The sequence below is a fragment of the Ectopseudomonas alcaliphila genome, from assembly GCF_900101755.1.
Taxonomy (GTDB): Bacteria; Pseudomonadota; Gammaproteobacteria; order Pseudomonadales; family Pseudomonadaceae; genus Aquipseudomonas; species Aquipseudomonas alcaliphila.
This window is the reverse complement of sequence record NZ_FNAE01000009.1, coordinates 125,974-144,091: the sequence shown is the minus strand read 5'-3', so window position 1 is coordinate 144,091 and position 18,118 is coordinate 125,974. Positions and strand designations below refer to the sequence as shown.

The window sequence follows — 18,118 nt, the reverse complement described above, 5'->3', positions numbered from 1 at the left end:
GAACATGATTCGTATCAGAGGTGATTTGTGTCGTACCTGTTTTGTAGCGTCGCGCTGAGAAGACGCTGGGCACGGATGCTCGCCTCCCTGACGTTGCCCATTTTGCTGGTAGCCCTGGGGCCCGTTCAGGCCGAAGCGCGAAAGCTGCGTATCGGCACCGGTGACTGGGCGCCTTATGTCGATCAGGAGCGTAGTGATGGTGGCGCTCTGGCGCGCCTGATCAGCGCGGTGTTCGCTGAAGAGGGTTATCAGGTCGAGTTCATCTTCCATCCCTGGGACCGTAACGTACTGATGCTGCAGCAGGGCCAATTGCACGCGATCATGCCCTATAGCTGCAGCCCCAGTCGGCTCAATTACGGCATTTGTAGTGACCCGCTGGTGCGCGGGGAAATCGTCCTGTTCCATCGTCGCGACCAGGCGTTCGACTGGACCTCGGTCGAGGACTTGCTGAAGTATCACATCGGCACGACTCTGGGTTATTCGTACGGCCCGGCGTTCGACGAAGCGCTGCAGGCCGGCCGCCTGAGCGTCGAGCAGAATGGCAAGGAAGACACCAGCTTTCGTCTTCTGGAGTTGGGGCGCATCGACCTGCATCCACAGGATCGTGCTGTTGGCTATGCCATGTTGCGTCGTTTGTTTCCAGAAGATGGCGGTAATATCGTGCATCATCCGCGGCAGTTGAATACCGAGCCGCTGCGCTTGCTGTTTCGCAAGGGCGATACCGAGAGCGCCAAGTTGTTGCGCCTGTTCAATGCCAGGTTGGGTGACTTTGCCGAGCGTGGTGACCTGCAGCGCCTGCAGCAGGCGCTAAATTCCGGTAACGCCGATGACTGGAAACCCAGCGCCTCGGCTCAGACGGTGCGCGACTGAGGCGCACCTGCCTACCTCCTTCCTCCAAGAGTTTTCTGCATGCTCAATAACGATGTACTGCGCAGCCTGCGCTATCTGCTGGATGTCAGCGATGACAAGCTGGAAGAGCTTTGCCGGTTGGCGGATTATCCCGTCGAGCCGGGTCTGATCCCGGCCTGCCTGCTGCGTGAGGACGAACCCGGTTATCGATCCTGCAGCGATGTGCTGCTGGCGCACGTGCTCGAAGGCCTGGTGTTCCACAAGCGCGGCAAGGACGACAGCCGTCCGCGTCTGCCGGTGGAAAAGCGCCTGAGCAACAACCTCATCCTGAAGAAGCTGCGCGTGGCCTTCGAGCTGCGTGACGACGATATCCAGGTGATTCTGCAATTGGCTGACCTGCCGATGACCAAGACCGAGCTCAGCGCTCTGTTTCGCGCACCGGGTCACAAGCATTTTCGCGAGTGCGGCGACCAGATCCTGCGCAATTTTCTGCGGGGGCTGACGCTGCGCGAGCGGGGCTGAATCCCTGCTGCACATTGCCTAGGGATGTACTGGAAAAGCAGTTTTCGTCACTCCCGCGAATGCGGGAGCCTAGGAAATTCGCAGGTCCTGGATTCCCGCCTGCGCGGGAATGACGGCTTTTTCAGAGTTTCCCTAGATGATTTCGGGGGTTGGCCGCTGCCGGCGGCGCGGGACCAGCAATATGCCCAAGGCTACCCCCAGAAAGCTGGTCAGCAGATCCCCAGCGATGGCGCCTGCGCTGTCCCAGCCAGTCTCAGGCAATAGGCAGTCGTAGCTGACGCTGTTGAGCGCACCGAACTGCAAAGGTTGCTGATCCAGCGGTTGTCCCAAGTTGTACTGGGGTATGGCGGCCCAGTCATCATGGATACGCTGCGTTTCTTCTGGGCTGCATAGATTGTTGTAAAAACTGATGCTGCCCAGGGCGATCAAGCCGAATGCGACCAAGCCGCTGGTGACGAGGCGCCGATTCGGAGCCATCAGCGCCAGGCAAATCCCGGCAAGCAGGCCGGACAAGAGCAGGATCAAGATGAAGGGATGCATCGGTAGCGCCTCGTAGAAGGCGTCCGGCAGAAATGCCAGCATTCCTCCAAGCAACTGTGGGCCGACGTAAACCAAGGCGATGCTAAGCAGGGCGGCTAGCCCTACGCGGATAAAAATAGGCATGACTCGCTCCATGAGTTCGGGGGAGGCGAGCATACATTATCGACGCCGGGCGAGGCCGAACCTGCTTCTAGCTTTCTTGCGCCAGTTCTCGCATACGCTGCAGCACCGCATTGAGACCATTGCTGCGTGACGGCGAGAGCTGTCGTTGCAGGCCCAACTGGTTGAACCAGTCGACCAGGTCGAGCGCTGCCAGTTTGTCACCGCTAAGTCCATCGACCCGGGCCAGCAATATGGCAAGCAGGCCGCGCAGCAGGCGGGCGTCGCTGCCGGCGCGGAAATGCCAGATGCCATCCTCTTTCTCTGCCACCAGCCAGACCAGGCTCTCGCAGCCATGCACGCGGTGTTCGTTGACGCGTTCGGCATCGCTCAATGGTTCCAGGCGTTCGCCCCATTGCATCAACAGGCGCGCGCGCTGCTCCCAGCCGGGGCAGGCGCTGAAGGCGTCGAGCGCTTGTTGGGCGGCGACTGACAAGCTCATGGCGAGAGCCTCCCGTAGCATGTAGGAGCGGCTTCAGCCGCGATGGTCCTAGTGCCGATATTCGCGGCTGAAGCCGCTCCTACGAAAAGCCGTTGGCGGCATTTCATCGCAGCAGTTCCAGGGCGCTATCCAGGGCGCTGAAGAATCGCTGCAGGTCCTCGCCGTTGTTGTACAGGCCGAGCGAGACGCGGATGGCACCACTCAGACCCAGGCCTTTCATCAGTGGCATGGCGCAGTGATGCCCGGCGCGCACGGCGATGCCCTGCTCGCTGAGCAGATGAGCCAGGTCGGCGTTATGTACGCCGTCGACGCAAAAGCTGGCCAGCGCCAACTGAGGCTGGCCAAGCAGGCGAACACCGTCACGTCTTTGCAGGCCGGCCAGCAGTTCGGCATGCAGAGCCGCTTCGTGCTGGGCCACGGTCAGGTGATCCAGGCTGCTCAACCAATCCAGTGCAGCGCCCAGGGCGATGACCGCAGAAACCGCGGGTGTGCCGGCCTCGAAGCCCAGCGGCGCCGGGCGAAAGTGCGCTTTGTGGTAGTCGGCGTCGAGCACCATTTCGCCGCCGAACTGCCAATGCTGCAACTTCGCCAGCGCTGCACCCCGCCCGTAAAGCAGGCCGACGCCATCCGGACCGTAGAGCTTATGCGAGGAGCACGCGTAGAAGTCGCAACCCAGCGCCTGCATGTCATGACGACCATGCACCGCGCCCTGGGCGCCGTCGACCACAGTTAGTGCGCCTTGCGTGCGGGCCAGGGTCAGCAGCTCGGTCAGCGCTTGCCAGCGCCCGAGTACGTTGGACAGCTGCGAGACGGCCAGCAGGCGCGTACGCGGGCCGATCAGGCGAGCCGCTTGCTGCAGGTCGATGCTGCCGGTGTTATCCAGTGGCAATACCACCAACTCGAGATTGCGGCGCTTGGCCACTTGCTGCCAGGGCAGCAGGTTGGCGTGGTGCTCCTGCGCGCTGATGACAATCTGCTCGCCGGGCTGCAGCAGATGTTCCAGGCCATAGGCAAGCAGGTTGAGCGATTCGGTGCTACCGCGGGTAAAGATGATCTCCTCACTGCGGGCCGCATTCAGCCACTGCGCGGCCTTGCTGCGTGTGGCCTCGAAGGCGCGGGTGGCGCGCTCGCCCGGCAGGTGCTGGGCACGGTGCACGTTGGCCACGCCGCTGGCCAGGTAGCCGAGCAGGGCGTCCAGCACCGCCTGCGGTTTCTGCGCGGTGGCGGCGCTGTCCAGATAGGTCTGGCCCTCGGCTTCGAGGGCGAGAATGCCGGGAAAATCGGCACGCCAGGGGGAGATCAGTGACATGGGGAGCCTATCCCGTAGGGTGCGCCATGCGCACCAGGTCGCATGGCTGAGCGGTGCGCACGGCGCACCCTACGCGGGATCAGTTGTGGGCGTGCAGGGCTTCGTTCAGCTCGATGGCCGACTTGTGGGTCTTGCACTCCACGGCGCCGGTCAGCGAATTGCGACGGAACAGCAGGTCCGCCTGGCCAGCCAGTTCGCGTGCCTTGACCACCTTGACCAGGGCATTGCCCTCGTCGAGCAGGTTCACCTTGGTGCCGGCGGTGATGTACAGGCCGGCTTCGACGGTGTTGCGGTCGCCCAGCGGGATGCCGATACCGGCGTTGGCGCCGATCAGGCAGCCTTCGCCGACGCTGATGATGATGTTGCCACCGCCGGACAGGGTGCCCATGGTCGAGCAGCCGCCGCCCAGGTCCGAACCCTTGCCGACGAACACGCCAGCGGAGACGCGACCTTCGATCATGCCTGGGCCTTCGGTACCGCCGTTGAAGTTGACGAAACCTTCGTGCATCACCGTGGTGCCTTCGCCGATGTAGGCGCCCAGGCGCACGCGGGCGCTGTCTGCGATACGCACGCCGGCCGGCACCACGTAGTCGGTCATTTTCGGGAACTTGTCCACCGAGAACACTTCCAGCAGCTCGCCCTTCAGGCGCGCTTCCAGCTGACGTTCAGCCAGTTCGTTCAGGTCGACGGCGCCCTGGCTGGTCCAGGCGACGTTGGGCAGCAGCGGGAAGATGCCGGCCAGGCTCAGGCCGTGCGGCTTGACCAGGCGATGCGACAGCAGGTGCAGCTTGAGGTAGGCCTCGGGGGTGCTGGTCAGCGCAGCATCTTCAGCCAGGAAGGTGGCGACCAGTGGGTTGTGGCTTTCGGCCAGGCGGGTCAGTAGCGCCGACTGGGCGGCGTCCACGCCTTTCAGCGCTTCGGCCAGGTCAGCAGCCTGTGTGCTGGTGAAGGCGATGGCCTGGTTGCCGCCCTGATAGCCGAGCTTCTCGGCGGCCTTGGCCACCAGCTCGCTGGTCGGGTTGAGCTGCGGCAGGGCGTAGAAGACTTCCAGCCAGTTGCCCTGGCGGTTCTGGGTGCCAACACCAAAGGCGATGCTGAAGAGGGAGGTGCTCATAGATGGGTTCCTTGCAACGAAATCGGGTGAGAGTGATCAGGCCAGCGCGGCTTGGTAGTTATCCGGTTTGAAGCCGACCAGGGTCTTGTTGCCCAGATCGAGTACCGGGCGCTTGATCATCGACGGTTGGGCCAGCATCAGTTCGATGGCTTTGGCCTGGTCGAGATCGGCTTTGTGCGCGTCATCCAGCTTGCGGAAGGTGGTGCCAGCGCGGTTCAGGACGGTCTGCCAGCCATGCTCGTTGCACCACTTTTCCAGGTTTGCACGGTCGATTCCGACGCTCTTGTAGTCGTGAAAGGCATAGTCGACCTGGTGTTCATCGAGCCAGGTTCTGGCCTTTTTCATCGTGTCACAGGCCTTGATGCCATACAGGACGTAACTCATTGATCTTCCTCTGATGAGTGGCGTGCCGGAAGGTCCGGTAAATATAGCGGGCCATTATGCCACGTCGCATCCTGGCGTGGCGGAGGCTGTCGCTGCGATGTGTTGCAGGGCTGGCAACCGCCACGGTGAGACGATCTGATGAACTGAGCCGCCAGATACGCGTAGCCCGGATGCAATCCGGGACCCCATAGGCGGGCTATCCCCGGATTGCATCCGGGCTACGAAGTCAGAGGCTCGTGGCTAAAGCCCCTCCTACAAATCAATTAGCTGTGGGAGGGGCTTTAGCCGCGACTGTTGAAGCAGTTCAGGCGCTGCGGATGAAGCGGGCGATGCGTTCGGCGGCCTCGATGCATTCGGCCAATGGTGCCACCAGCGCCATGCGCACGCGGCCGGCACCTGGGTTGACGCCATTCACTTCACGCGACAGGTACGAGCCGGGCACCACGGTGACGTGCTCGCTGGCGAACAGGTCGCGGGTGAACAGGGTGTCGTCACCCGGCGTGCGCGCCCACAGGTAGAAACCGCCATCGGGGCGCTGCACGTCCATCACGGGGGCGAGGATGTCCAGCACGGCAGCGAACTTCTCACGGTACAGGTCGCGGTTGGCGCGTACGTGCGCCTCGTCGTTCCAGGCCGCCACGCTGGCCAGTTGGGTTTGGACCGGCATGGCGCAGCCGTGGTAGGTGCGGTACAGCAAGAAGTGCTTGAGGATCTCGGCGTCGCCGACGACGAAGCCCGAGCGCAGACCCGGCAGGTTGGAGCGCTTGGACAGGCTGTGGAACACCACGCAACGTTTGAAGTCGCTACGGCCGAGTTCGGCGCAGGCGCTGAGCAGACCGGGCGGTGGTGCGTCTTCATCGAAGTACAGTTCGCTGTAGCACTCGTCAGCGGCGATGACGAAGTCATGCTCGTCGGCCAGGGCGATCAGTTTCTTCAGCGTCTCGACCGGGATCAGAGCGCCGGTGGGGTTGCCTGGCGAGCAGAGGAACAGAATCTGGCAGCGCTGCCAGACTTCTGTCGGCACTGCATCGAAGTCCGGATTGAAGCCGTGGGCTTCCAGGCACGGCAGGTAGTGCGGCTCGGCACCGGCGAGGAACGCTGCGCCTTCATAGATCTGATAGAAGGGGTTGGGGCTGACGACCAGGCCCTTGGCGTTGCGGTCGACCACCGCCTGGGTGAAGGCGAACAGGGCTTCGCGCGTGCCATTGACCGGCAACACGTGGCGCGCGGCATCGAGCCAGCCAGTCGGCACGCCGAAGCGGCGTTCGCACCAGTTGGCAATGCTCTGGCGCAGTTCCGGCAGGCCGAGGGTGGTCGGGTAGACGGCGAGCTTGTCGAGATTGGCGGTCAGCGCCTGGCCGACGAAGTCAGGCGAGCGATGCTTGGGTTCACCGATGGACAGGGCGATCGGGCGCTTGTCGGCGGCCGGTTGCACGCTGCCGAGCAGTTCGCGCAGTTTCTCGAAAGGGTAGGGCTGGAGCTGGTCGAGGGCTGGATTCATCGTTATCTCGCGTACTTCGGAAAGCGGGGCGGCGCAATCATATGTCGATCTGCAGGGGCTGCGGCTGAGCGCTGGGCTCGGACAGGCGGCGGACGATGGTTTCCTGCAGGCGCGCGCAGAGTTCGGGGTCGGACAGCGGCTGGTTGTTGGCATCGGTGACGAAGAATACGTCCTCGACGCGCTCGCCGAGGGTGGCGATCTTGGCGTTCTGCAGCGACAGGTCGTATTCGAGGAAGATTCGCCCGATCCGCGCCAGCAGGCCGGGCCGGTCCGGTGCGGTCAGTTCGAGGATGGTCACCGGGCGCTGCGCGTCGTTGTGGATGGTCACCTGCGGCGCGAAGGCGAAATGCTTGAGCTGGCGCGGTACGCGGCGCTGGATGATGGTCGGGTAGTCGTCCGGGTTCTTCAGCGCTTCGATCAGGCCTTCGCGAATCTGCTGGATGCGTGCCGGGTTGTTGCCGATCGAGCCGCCGTCGGCATCCAGCACCACGTAGGTATCGAGGGTGAACTGGCTGGTGGAGGTGATGATCCGCGCGTCGTGAATGTTCAGGTTGAGCTGGCTCATCGCAGCCACGGTCACGGCGAAGAAGTCGTGCTGGTCCGGTGCGTAGATGAAGATCTGCGTGCCGCCCTCGAACTCGCGCTGGGTGGTTTCCTTCATCAGCACCAGCGGGCCGCCATCGTTGGGGTGCTGAAGAATGGCATCGGTATGCCAGGCCACGTCGGTGGCGGTGTGGCGAAGGAAGTAGTCGTCGCCGAGCTGGCTCCACAGTTGTTCGGCATCGTCCGGGTCGGTGCCGCCACGTACCAGGGTGTCCAGGGCCGCGCTCTGGGTCTGGCGAATCTGCTCTTCACGATCCAGTGGGTTTTCCAGGCCGCGGCGCAGGGCGCGCTTGGTCTCGGTATAGAGCTGGCGCAGCAGGCTGGCGCGCCAGGAATTCCACAGACTGGGGTTGGTGGCGTTGATATCGGCCACGGTCAGCACGTAGAGGTAGTCCAGGTGCGTCTGGTCGCCGACGAACTGGGCGAAATCGTGAATCACCTGCGGGTCGGAAAGGTCCTTGCGCTGCGCGGTGGTGGACATCACCAGGTGGTGCTGTACCAGCCAGACGATCAGGGCACTGTCCCAGGCCGGCAGGTGATGGCGGCGGGCGAAGGCTTCGGCGTCGACCGCACCCAGCTCCGAATGATCACCGCCACGGCCCTTGCCGATGTCGTGATACAGACCGGCGAGGTAGATCAGCTCCGATTTGGGCAGCTTGTCGATCAGCTTGCTGGCCAGCGGGAATTTTTCCGCCAGCTCCGGCCAACGGAACTTGCGCAGGTGCTTGATCAGGTTGAGGGTGTGCGCGTCGACCGTATAGATGTGGAACAGGTCATGCTGCATCTGCCCGACGATATGGCCGAACTCCGGCAGGTAACGGCCGAGAATGCCGTAGCGGTTCATGCGGCGCAGGTTGCGGTGAATGCCTTCCTTGCACTTGAACAGCTCGATGAACAGGCTGGTGTTGCGGATATCCTTGCGGAACTCGTCATCGATCAGGTGGCGGCTGTCGCGCAGCAGGCGGATGCTGTCGGCGCGTACACCCTTGATTTCCGGGTGCTGCGCCATCAGCACGAAAATCTCGATGATGGCGAAGGGCGTGCGCTTGAACACGTTCGGGTGGGTGACTTCGATATAGCCGTCGCGCACCTGGAAGCGGCTGTTCAGCGGCGTGGCCGGGCCGCTTTCGCCGGCGCGCAGGATCACTTCCTCGAAGTGCTGGTTGATCAGGTCCGACAGCTCGGAAATCCCCATCACCACGCGGTAGTACTTCTGCATGAAGTGTTCGATGCTGCGCTTGCCGTCGCCGTCCTGATAGCCGAACAGGGCGGCGATCTTGGCCTGGTGATCGAACAGCAGGCGGTCTTCGGCGCGCCCGGCGAGCATGTGCAGGGCGTAGCGCACCTTCCACAAAAATTCCTGGCTGGAGGAGAGCAGGGCGTATTCGCTCTCCAGCAGGAAGCCGTGGCCGACCAGGGCCTGCAGGTTCAGCGTGCCGAACTGGCGGCGCGCCACCCAGAGCACGGTCTGGATGTCGCGCAGGCCGCCGGGCGAGCCCTTGACGTTGGGTTCGAGGTTGTACTCGGTGTCGTTGTACTTGGCATGACGCGCTCTGCGCTCGTCGCGCTTGGCCAGGTAGAAGTGTTTGCTCGGCCACATCTGATCGGTGCTGGTCACCTGCTGCATGCGCTGGCGCAGGTGTTCGGGGCCGGCGATGGTGCGGCTTTCCATCAGGTTGGTGATCACCGTCAGGTCGGCGCGCGCCTCTTCGGCGCATTCGTCGACCGAGCGCACGCTCTGGCCGACTTCCAGGCCGATGTCCCAGAGCAGGGTGAGAAAGCCTTCGATGGGCTCGCGAAAGATTTCGTGATCGCTGCTGTCGAGCAGGATCAGCAGGTCGATGTCCGAGTAAGGGTGTAGCTCGCCACGGCCGTAACCGCCAACGGCGAGCAGGGCGATGTCGGCATCCTCGCTCCAGGTGAAGCGCTTCCAGGCTTCCTGCAGGATCTGATCGACGAACCAGGCGCGGTCTTCGACCAGGCGGCGAATGTCACGGCCGGCGCGAAAGCGCGCATCGAGCACCTCATGCGCGCCGCGGATGGCCTTCTTGAATGCAGCGATGGGGCTGGATTTCAGGGCCAGCTCGGCCTGGAACTGACCGCGGTCAAACAGTTCGGGGTCCATCTGCGGCATGCAGTTGCCTTCCTTATATAAGGTGGGGTGCGCGATGCGCACCACAAGCTTCAATGGTGCGCACGGCGCACCCTACGGGTCGCGGTCAGGCCGAGGTGCGCGGCAGGGTGTCGTCGCTGCGCAGGGTCAGGATCTCATAGCCGTCTGCGGTGACCAGCACAGTGTGCTCCCATTGCGCCGACAGCTTGCGGTCCTTGGTGATGGCGGTCCAGCCGTCGCCGAGCAGGCGGGTTTCCGGGCGGCCCTGGTTGATCATCGGCTCGATGGTGAAGGTCATGCCTTCCTTGAGCTCCATGCCGGTGCCGGCCTTGCCGTAGTGCAGCACCTGCGGCTCTTCATGGAAGACCGCGCCGATGCCATGGCCGCAGTATTCGCGGACCACGGAGAAACCGTTCTTTTCCGCGTGCTTCTGGATCACTTCGCCGATATCGCCCAGGCGCGTGCCGGGTTTGACCAGTTCGATGCCTTTGTACATGCATTCCTGGGTGACCTTGGCCAGACGCTCGGCCCACTCGGCGACCTTGCCGACCATGAACATCTTGCTGGTATCGCCGTGGTAGCCATCCTTGATCACGGTGACGTCGATGTTCAGCACGTCGCCGTCTTTCAGCGGCTTGTCATTGGGAATGCCGTGGCACACCACGTGGTTGATCGAGGTGCAGATCGACTTGGGGAAGCCCTTGTAGTTGAGCGGGGCGGGAATGGCCTGCTGCACGTTGACGATATAGTCGTGGCAGATGCGGTCGATTTCCTCGGTGGTGACGCCAGGCTTGACGTGTTCACCGATCATCTCCAGCACTTCGGCGGCCAGGCGGCCGGCCACGCGCATTTTCTCGATTTCTTCGGCGGATTTGATGGTGACGGTCATATGAAGCTCTCGGGCACGAACGGAAAGGGCGATATATTAGCAGCTTCGCCGTGCCAGCCCCAAAGGGCACTGCAACCGCTGCAGGGCGTTACTGCGTTGTTTGCCAGCTTTTGTAGCCTGAGCCGGCTTTGTGTGGTATAAAACGCGCCGCTTTACGGGCACTAAGCCCGAAAGCTCAAACCCACACACGTATCGACACGGTTTCCTGGGTGCCTTTCGACAAGTTCGAGGGTTGGAAGCTGGGATACGTGGAGGCCTAACCCGACTTATCAAGGAACTATCATGTCCCAAGTCAACATGCGCGATATGCTGAAGGCCGGTGTGCACTTCGGCCACCAGACCCGTTACTGGAACCCGAAAATGGGCAAGTACATTTTCGGCGCGCGTAACAAGATTCACATCATCAACCTCGAAAAAACCCTGCCGATGTTCAACGAAGCTCAGGCTTTCGTTGAGAAGCTGGCTGCTGGCAAGAACAAGATCCTGTTCGTCGGCACCAAGCGTTCCGCTGGCAAGATCGTTCGCGAAGAAGCTGCTCGTTGCGGCTCGCCGTTCGTCGATCACCGCTGGTTGGGCGGCATGCTGACCAACTACAAGACCATCCGTGCTTCGATCAAGCGCCTGCGCGAGCTGGAAACCCAGTCTCAGGACGGCACTTTCACCAAGCTGACCAAGAAAGAAGCGCTGATGCGCACCCGTGATCTGGAAAAACTGGATCGCAGCCTGGGTGGTATCAAGGACATGGGCGGTCTGCCGGACGCTCTGTTCGTGATCGACGTTGACCACGAGCGCATTGCTATCACCGAAGCCAACAAGCTGGGCATCCCGGTTATCGGCATCGTCGATACCAACAGCAGCCCGGAAGGCGTTGACTACATCATCCCGGGTAACGACGACGCCATCCGCGCCATCCAGCTGTACATGGGTGCCATGGCCGACGCCGTGATCCGTGGTCGCAGCAATGCTGGCGGCGGCACTGAAGAGTTCATCGAAGAAGCCGCGGCTGCCGAGAGCGCCGAAGGCTAAGCGGTAACGCAAAGCATCTAGCGTTACGCGCTGTGCAAGAAGGGGGCTAAGCCCCCTTTTTGCCACTCACAGATTTGATCGCCCGCCATGCGGGTGAATGGTTGAAGACCTACCGAGAGGATTTTCAAGATGGCAGAAATTACTGCAGCCCTGGTTAAAGAACTGCGTGAGCGTACTGGCCAAGGCATGATGGAGTGCAAGAAGGCGCTGGTTGCCGCTGGTGGCGACATCGAGAAAGCCATTGATGACATGCGCGCTTCCGGTGCCATCAAGGCTGCCAAAAAGGCTGGCAACATTGCCGCCGAAGGCTCCATCGCCGTACGCGTCGAGGGTGGCCGTGGCCTGATCATCGAAGTCAACTCGCAGACCGACTTCCTGGCTCTGCAGGACGACTTCAAGGCCTTCGTCAAAGAAAGCATCGACGAAGCGTTCGAGAAGAACCTGACCGAAGCCGCTCCGCTGATCGCCTCGCGCGAATCCGCTCGTGAAGCGCTGGTTGCCAAGTGCGGCGAGAACGTCAACATCCGTCGCCTGACCGCTGTTTCCGGCGAAACCGTTGGTGCCTACCTGCACGGCCACCGCATCGGTGTTCTGGTTGTCCTGAAAGGCGGCGACGACGAACTGGCCAAGCACGTTGCCATGCACGTCGCTGCCTCCAACCCGGCCGTTGTTTCGCCGGATCAGGTCTCCGAAGAGCTGGTTGCCAAGGAAAAGGAAATCTTCCTGCAGCTGAACGCCGAGAAGATCTCCGGCAAGCCGGAAAACATCGTCGAGAACATGATCAAAGGCCGTATCAGCAAGTTCCTGGCAGAAGCCAGCCTGGTCGAGCAAGCCTTCATCATGGATCCGGAAGTCAAGGTCGGTGACCTGGTCAAGAAAGCCGGTGCCGAAATCGTTTCCTTCGTTCGTTACGAAGTGGGCGAGGGTATCGAGAAGGCCGAGACCGACTTCGCTGCCGAAGTTGCCGCTCAGGTTGCTGCCAGCAAGCAGTAATCGGCGGTTCGGCCAGTTGTCCCAGAGAGGCTGCCCGCTTGCGCGTGCAGCCTCTTTGCCGAATAGAGGGGCACGAATGTCGTGGCGGCCATGCAAACAATGGTCGTCGGCATGGGTTCCATGCCGGATAATCGCAGCGCGCAAACGCTGCAACAGAATTCAAATCGCCGCAGGAGAGACTTGCAATGGCTCAGCAGACAACTGGTCGCCAACCTCGTTACAAACGCATTCTGCTCAAACTTAGCGGCGAGGCCCTGATGGGCTCCGAGGATTTCGGTATCGATCCCAAGGTGCTCGATCGCATGGCGCTGGAAGTCGGCCAGCTGGTCGGTATCGGTGTGCAGGTCGGTCTGGTGATCGGTGGGGGCAACCTGTTCCGTGGCGCGGCGCTGTCCGCTGCTGGTATGGATCGCGTCACCGGTGACCACATGGGCATGCTGGCCACCGTGATGAATGCGCTGGCCATGCGTGATGCGCTGGAGCGTTCGAACATCCCGGCCATCGTCATGTCGGCGATTTCCATGGTCGGCGTCACCGATCATTACGACCGCCGCAAGGCCATGCGCCACCTGAAGACCGGTGAGGTGGTGATTTTCGCTGCTGGTACCGGCAACCCCTTCTTTACCACCGATTCGGCTGCCTGCCTGCGCGCCATCGAAATCGATGCGGACGTGGTACTGAAGGCGACCAAGGTCGATGGCGTGTACACTGCCGACCCGTTCAAAGACCCGCATGCCGAGAAGTTCGAGCGCCTGACCTATGACGAGGTGCTCGATCGCAAGCTGGGCGTGATGGACCTGACCGCCATCTGCCTGTGCCGCGATCACAACATGCCGCTGCGTGTTTTCAACATGAACAAACCCGGCGCACTGCTGAACGTTGTAGTGGGTGGCGCCGAAGGAACTCTGATCGAGGAGGATGCACAATGATCAACGACATCAAGAAAGACGCTCAGGAGCGCATGAGCAAGTCCCTGGAGGCGCTGGGTCGTAACCTGGCCTCCATTCGAACCGGTCGTGCCCATCCGAGCATTCTCGATAGCATCAAGGTGCCGGCCTGGGGTAGCGACATGCCGCTGAATCAGGTGGCTGCGATCACCGTTGAGGACGCGCGTACCCTGAAGATCGTTGCGCACGACAAGAGCCTCGGCGCCGCCATCGAGAAGGCCATCATGACCTCCGATCTGGGCCTGAACCCGAGCAGCGCCGGCACCACCATTCGTGTGCCGATGCCGGCTCTGACCGAGGAAACCCGCAAGGGCTACACCAAGCAGGCGCGTGGCGTTGCCGAAGACGCCAAGGTTGCCGTGCGCAACGTGCGTCGCGATGCCCTGGCCGAGCTGAAGAAGCTGTCCAAGGCCAAGGAAATCAGCGAGGACGAAGAGCGCCGCGCTGCTGACGAGCTGCAGAAGATCACCGACAAGTTCATCGGTGATGTCGACAAGGCGCTCGAGGTCAAAGAAGCAGACCTGATGGCCGTTTGACGGCTGGGCGCCCATACATGGACAAGAACAAGCTGGGGGCGGTGCCGCGGCATGTCGCCATCATCATGGATGGCAACAACCGTTGGGCGAAGAAGCGCCTGTTGCCGGGTGTGGCAGGGCACAAGGCTGGAGTCGACGCGGTTCGCGCGGTGATCGAGGTGTGTGCCGAGTCGGGCGTCGAGGTGCTGACCCTGTTCGCCTTCTCCAGTGAGAACTGGCAGCGTCCGGCCGAAGAGGTCGGGGCGCTGATGGAGTTGTTCCTGGGGGCGCTGCGTCGTGAGGCCAAGCGGCTGCTGGATAACGATATCAGCCTGCGCATCATCGGTGATCGCTCGCGTTTTCATCCCGAGTTGCAGGCTGCCATGCGCGAAGCTGAGCAGCTGACTGCTGGCAATCGTCGCTTCACCTTGCAGATCGCTGCCAACTACGGTGGTCAGTGGGATATCGCCCAGGCCGCTCAGCGCCTGGCGCGTGAGGTGCAGGCAGGCCATCTGCAGCCTGAGGACATCACCCCGCAATTGCTGCAGGGCTGTCTGGCTACCGGTGACCTGCCTCTGCCCGACCTGTGCATCCGTACGGGGGGCGAGCGCCGCATCAGTAACTTCCTCCTGTGGCAGTTGGCCTACAGCGAGCTGTACTTTTCCGACCTGTATTGGCCGGACTTCAAGCATGAGGCCATGCGCAAGGCGCTGGCCGATTTCGCTACCCGCCAGCGTCGCTTCGGCAAGACCAGCGAGCAGGTGGAAGCTGAGGCGCGCTCTTAATGCTCAAACAACGAATCATCACGGCGCTGGTGCTGTTGCCCATCGCCCTGGGCGGGTTTTTCCTGCTCGACGGCGGTGCCTTTGCACTGTTCATTGGTGCGGTAGTCACGCTGGGTGCCTGGGAATGGGCCCGCCTGGCTGGGTTCGAGGCGCAGTCGTTGCGTGTGGCCTATGCGGCTGCAGTGGCCGTGTTGCTGGGCTTGCTGTACATGGTTCCGGCCGTTGCGCCGGTGTTGCTGGTGGTGGCTGTGCTGTGGTGGTCGGCCGCGACCTTTCTGGTCATGACCTATCCCGACAGCAGTCGCTACTGGGGCGGTGTGCCGGGGCGCTTGCTGATCGGGCTGCTGATTCTGCTGCCTGCCTGGCAAGGGCTGATCCTGCTCAAGCAGTGGCCGCAGGCCAATGCGCTGATCATTGCAGTGATGGTGCTGGTCTGGGGTGCGGATATCGGTGCCTATTTCTCCGGCAAGACCTTTGGCAAGCGCAAGCTGGCGCCCAAGGTCAGTCCGGGCAAGAGCTGGGAAGGGCTGTATGGCGGTCTCGCGGCCAGTCTGTTGATCACCCTGGTGGTCGGTCTGCAGCAAGGCTGGTCCGCTGGTGGACTGCTCCTGGCTCTGGGCGGTGCAGCTGTGGTAGTGCTGATTTCCGTGGTCGGCGATCTGACCGAAAGCATGTTCAAGCGTCAGTCCGGGATCAAGGACAGCAGTAACCTGCTGCCGGGTCATGGCGGTGTGCTGGATCGTATCGACAGTCTGACAGCGGCCGTCCCGGTGTTTGCAGCATTGCTCTGGCTGGCGGGCTGGGGTTCGCTGTGAGCATGGTGCAGCAGGTCACCGTGCTGGGCGCTACCGGCTCTATTGGCCTCAGTACGCTGGATGTGATCGCGCGCCACCCTGAGCGTTACAGCGTATTCGCGCTGACGGGCTTCTCGCGTCTGGTGGAGCTGCAGGCGCTGTGCCTGCGGCATCGCCCACGTTACGCGGTAGTGCCGGACGCCGATTCCGCGCTCGAACTGCAGGGTAATTTGCGTCAGGCCGGGCTCGCGACCGAAGTGCTGGTTGGTGAAGAAGGGCTATGTGCGGTATCTGCCGATGCCGCCGTCGATTGCGTGATGGCGGCCATCGTAGGCGCGGCTGGCCTCAAGCCGACCCTGGCCGCGGTGCAGGCCGGCAAGAAGGTGCTGTTGGCCAACAAGGAAGCGCTGGTGATGTCCGGCGCCTTGTTCATGCAGGCGGTCAAGCAGAGTGGGGCGGTGCTGCTGCCGATCGACAGCGAGCACAACGCCATTTTCCAGTGTCTGCCTGGCGACTATTCACGGGGACTGCAGGCTGTCGGTGTGCGCCGCGTACTGCTGACTGCTTCTGGTGGGCCGTTTCGTGAGACGCCCTTGGCCGAGCTGGAACACGTTACGCCGGAGCAGGCCTGTGCGCATCCGAACTGGTCGATGGGGCGCAAGATTTCCGTCGATTCGGCGAGCATGATGAACAAAGGCCTGGAGATGATCGAGGCCTGCTGGTTGTTCGATGCCCGTCCCGAGCAGATCGAGGTGGTCATCCATCGGCAGAGCGTGATTCATTCGCTGGTCGATTACATCGACGGTTCGGTGCTGGCCCAGTTGGGCAACCCGGACATGCGCACGCCCATCGCTCATGCCCTGGCCTGGCCGGAACGCATCGACTCGGGCGTGTCACCTCTGGATCTGTTCACCGTCGGTCGCCTGGATTTCGAGCGCCCCGATGAGCAGCGTTTTCCCTGTTTGCGCCTGGCGCGTGAGGCGGCGCAGGTCGGCGGCAGTGCTCCGGCGATGCTCAATGCTGCTAATGAAATGGCGGTCGAGGCCTTCCTGCAGCGGCGCATCCGTTTTGCTGATATCGCGCGTATGATTGAGTCCGTGTTGAACGCCCAGCCCGTGCAGGCTGTCGAAGCGCTCGACGCAGTATTCGAGGCCGATGCCCGTGCGCGTGAACTGGCGCAGCAATGGTTGGCTGGTCGTTGATAACGCCTGTATTGGCTTGGCTTGTGCCGGAGCTAGAGCGGCTGGAGAAGTGAAATGAGTGGCTTGTACATGCTGGTTGGCACCCTGATCGCATTGGGTGTCCTGGTGACCTTTCACGAGTACGGACACTTCTGGGTGGCCCGCCGCTGCGGCGTCAAGGTTCTGCGTTTTTCCGTTGGCTTCGGCACGCCGCTCGTGCGCTGGCATGACCGCCAAGGCACCGAGTTCGTCATAGCGGCCATCCCCCTCGGTGGCTACGTCAAGATGCTCGATGAGCGCGAGGGCGACGTGCCGCCCGAGCTTGTCGAGCAGTCCTTCAATCGCAAGAGCGTGCGCCAGCGCATCGCCATCGTGGCTGCGGGCCCGCTGGCCAATTTCCTGCTGGCGCTGTTGTTCTTCTGGTTTGTCGCCATGCTTGGCAGCCAGCAGGTGCGACCCGTGATTGGCGCGGTGCAGCAGGACAGCCTGGCGGATGTCGCCGGCCTGCGCGCCGGGCAGGAGATCGTTGCGGTCAACGGTGAGGCCACCAGTGGCTGGGCGGCGGTCAACCTGCAACTGGTAAGGCGTCTGGGCGAGAGCGGTACGCTCGACCTGCGTGTGCTCGAGCCGGGTTCCACCGTCGAGACGTCCAAGCAGGTGCAGTTGGACAACTGGCTGCGCGGTGCCGATGAGCCGGACCCGATCGGTTCGCTGGGCATCCGTCCCTGGCGTCCGGCGCTGGAGCCGGTCCTGGCAGAGGTCGACGCCAAGGGGCCTGCCCATGCAGCAGGTCTGCAAGCCGGAGATCGACTGCTGGCGCTCGATGGTGAGCCGCTTGCCGACTGGCAGGGGCTGGTCGATCGCGTAAGGGCATTACCGGGCGAGGCGGTCACGCTGCGCTTCGAGCGCGCGGGGCAAGCGCAGGACGTACAGCTGACCCTGGCGTCGCGCGGTGAGGGGGAGGCCCGCAGTGGCTACCTGGGCGCGGGCGTGCAGGGCGTCGAATGGCCGCCGGAGATGCTCCGCGAGGTGCGCTACGGCCCGCTCGATGGCGTCGTCGAAGGTATGCGTCAAACCTGGTCCATGAGCCTGCTGACCCTCGATTCGCTGAAGAAAATGCTGTTCGGGGAGCTCTCGGTAAAAAACTTGAGTGGGCCGATAACCATTGCTAAAGTGGCGGGCGCTTCAGCTGAGTCAGGGCTGGGGGATTTCCTGAAATTCCTTGCATATCTGAGTATTAGCCTGGGGGTTCTCAATCTGCTGCCCATTCCTGTACTGGATGGTGGGCATCTGCTGTTTTATCTGGTCGAGTGGGTGCGTGGTCGCCCCTTGTCTGAGCGGGTTCAGGGTTGGGGGATGCAGATCGGCATCAGTCTGGTCATCGGGGTCATGTTGCTTGCCCTGGTCAACGACCTCAGCCGCCTGTAAGCATTGCTGAATACGTTCTTGAGA

General features: G+C 62.4%; 18 protein-coding genes. 10 read left to right on the top strand and 8 right to left on the bottom strand.

Annotated features, from left to right (window positions below):
* Positions 1-75 precede the first annotated feature (75 nt).
* Together BLR77_RS22035 and BLR77_RS22030 are read left to right on the top strand one after the other, a co-directional pair.
* On the top strand, positions 76-870 hold the full coding sequence (locus tag BLR77_RS22035; RefSeq protein ID WP_074681837.1) for a substrate-binding periplasmic protein: 795 nt from the start codon (positions 76-78) through the stop codon (positions 868-870).
* Positions 871-909: 39 nt separating this feature from the next.
* Complete coding sequence (locus BLR77_RS22030) at positions 910-1,371, top strand: YehS family protein (protein WP_074681835.1); 462 nt, start codon at positions 910-912, stop codon at positions 1,369-1,371.
* Positions 1,372-1,503: 132 nt separating this feature from the next.
* On the opposite strand, the gene BLR77_RS22025 is transcribed toward BLR77_RS22030, so the two are convergent.
* The 8 genes from BLR77_RS22025 to map all read right to left on the bottom strand — a co-directional run bounded on the left by BLR77_RS22025 (position 1,504) and on the right by map (position 10,425).
* A complete protein-coding gene (locus BLR77_RS22025; RefSeq protein ID WP_074681833.1) occupies positions 1,504-2,034 on the bottom strand; it encodes a hypothetical protein in 531 nt (176 codons plus the stop codon).
* 67 nt (positions 2,035-2,101) lie between these two features.
* On the bottom strand, positions 2,102-2,512 hold the full coding sequence (locus tag BLR77_RS22020) for a SufE family protein (protein ID WP_074681831.1): 411 nt from the start codon (positions 2,510-2,512) through the stop codon (positions 2,102-2,104).
* Positions 2,513-2,615: 103 nt separating this feature from the next.
* Positions 2,616-3,821, bottom strand: a complete 1,206-nt coding sequence (locus BLR77_RS22015; RefSeq protein WP_074681829.1) for an aminotransferase class V-fold PLP-dependent enzyme — start codon at positions 3,819-3,821, stop codon at positions 2,616-2,618.
* Positions 3,822-3,900: 79 nt separating this feature from the next.
* Positions 3,901-4,935, bottom strand: coding sequence for a 2,3,4,5-tetrahydropyridine-2,6-dicarboxylate N-succinyltransferase (gene dapD / locus BLR77_RS22010; RefSeq protein WP_074681827.1), 1,035 nt, complete (start codon positions 4,933-4,935; stop codon positions 3,901-3,903).
* A 36-nt stretch (positions 4,936-4,971) separates the two neighbouring features.
* Entirely contained in the window at positions 4,972-5,319 is a 348-nt protein-coding gene (locus BLR77_RS22005) for an ArsC family reductase (protein ID WP_074681825.1), read from the bottom strand.
* Positions 5,320-5,623: 304 nt separating this feature from the next.
* Positions 5,624-6,820 (bottom strand): succinyldiaminopimelate transaminase, encoded by a 1,197-nt coding sequence (gene dapC, locus BLR77_RS22000; protein WP_074681823.1) that lies wholly within the window; start codon positions 6,818-6,820, stop codon positions 5,624-5,626.
* 37 nt (positions 6,821-6,857) lie between these two features.
* Positions 6,858-9,557, bottom strand: a complete 2,700-nt coding sequence (locus tag BLR77_RS21995; RefSeq protein ID WP_074681821.1) for a [protein-PII] uridylyltransferase — start codon at positions 9,555-9,557, stop codon at positions 6,858-6,860.
* 85 nt (positions 9,558-9,642) lie between these two features.
* Positions 9,643-10,425, bottom strand: a complete 783-nt coding sequence (gene map / locus BLR77_RS21990) for a type I methionyl aminopeptidase (RefSeq protein WP_045735080.1) — start codon at positions 10,423-10,425, stop codon at positions 9,643-9,645.
* A gap of 282 nt (positions 10,426-10,707) precedes the next feature.
* On the opposite strand from map, the gene rpsB reads away from it, so the two are divergent.
* From rpsB to rseP, 8 genes are all read left to right on the top strand, one after another.
* Positions 10,708-11,451 carry a 30S ribosomal protein S2 gene (gene rpsB, locus BLR77_RS21985; protein ID WP_074681819.1) on the top strand — a complete coding sequence of 248 codons (744 nt, stop codon included), beginning with the start codon at positions 10,708-10,710 and terminating at the stop codon, positions 11,449-11,451.
* Positions 11,452-11,580: 129 nt separating this feature from the next.
* On the top strand, positions 11,581-12,444 hold the full coding sequence (gene tsf, locus BLR77_RS21980) for a translation elongation factor Ts (RefSeq protein WP_074681817.1): 864 nt from the start codon (positions 11,581-11,583) through the stop codon (positions 12,442-12,444).
* Positions 12,445-12,629: 185 nt separating this feature from the next.
* A complete protein-coding gene (gene pyrH / locus BLR77_RS21975; protein ID WP_004424012.1) occupies positions 12,630-13,373 on the top strand; it encodes a UMP kinase in 744 nt (247 codons plus the stop codon).
* Positions 13,370-13,927, top strand: a complete 558-nt coding sequence (frr, locus tag BLR77_RS21970; RefSeq protein ID WP_074681815.1) for a ribosome recycling factor — start codon at positions 13,370-13,372, stop codon at positions 13,925-13,927. Before pyrH ends, frr begins: the two co-directional genes overlap by 4 nt.
* Before the next feature lie 17 nt (positions 13,928-13,944).
* Entirely contained in the window at positions 13,945-14,691 is a 747-nt protein-coding gene (gene uppS / locus BLR77_RS21965; RefSeq protein ID WP_074681813.1) for a polyprenyl diphosphate synthase, read from the top strand.
* Positions 14,691-15,506, top strand: coding sequence for a phosphatidate cytidylyltransferase (locus tag BLR77_RS21960; protein WP_074681811.1), 816 nt, complete (start codon positions 14,691-14,693; stop codon positions 15,504-15,506). Before uppS ends, BLR77_RS21960 begins: the two co-directional genes overlap by 1 nt.
* Positions 15,503-16,687 carry a 1-deoxy-D-xylulose-5-phosphate reductoisomerase gene (ispC, locus tag BLR77_RS21955; RefSeq protein WP_074681809.1) on the top strand — a complete coding sequence of 395 codons (1,185 nt, stop codon included), beginning with the start codon at positions 15,503-15,505 and terminating at the stop codon, positions 16,685-16,687. The genes BLR77_RS21960 and ispC overlap by 4 nt, the downstream gene beginning before the upstream one ends.
* 54 nt (positions 16,688-16,741) lie before the next feature.
* The gene (rseP, locus tag BLR77_RS21950; protein ID WP_074681807.1) at positions 16,742-18,094 is read left to right on the top strand and encodes a sigma E protease regulator RseP; all 1,353 of its coding nucleotides are present in this window, start codon (positions 16,742-16,744) and stop codon (positions 18,092-18,094) included.
* The last annotated feature ends 24 nt before the right edge of the window (positions 18,095-18,118 follow it).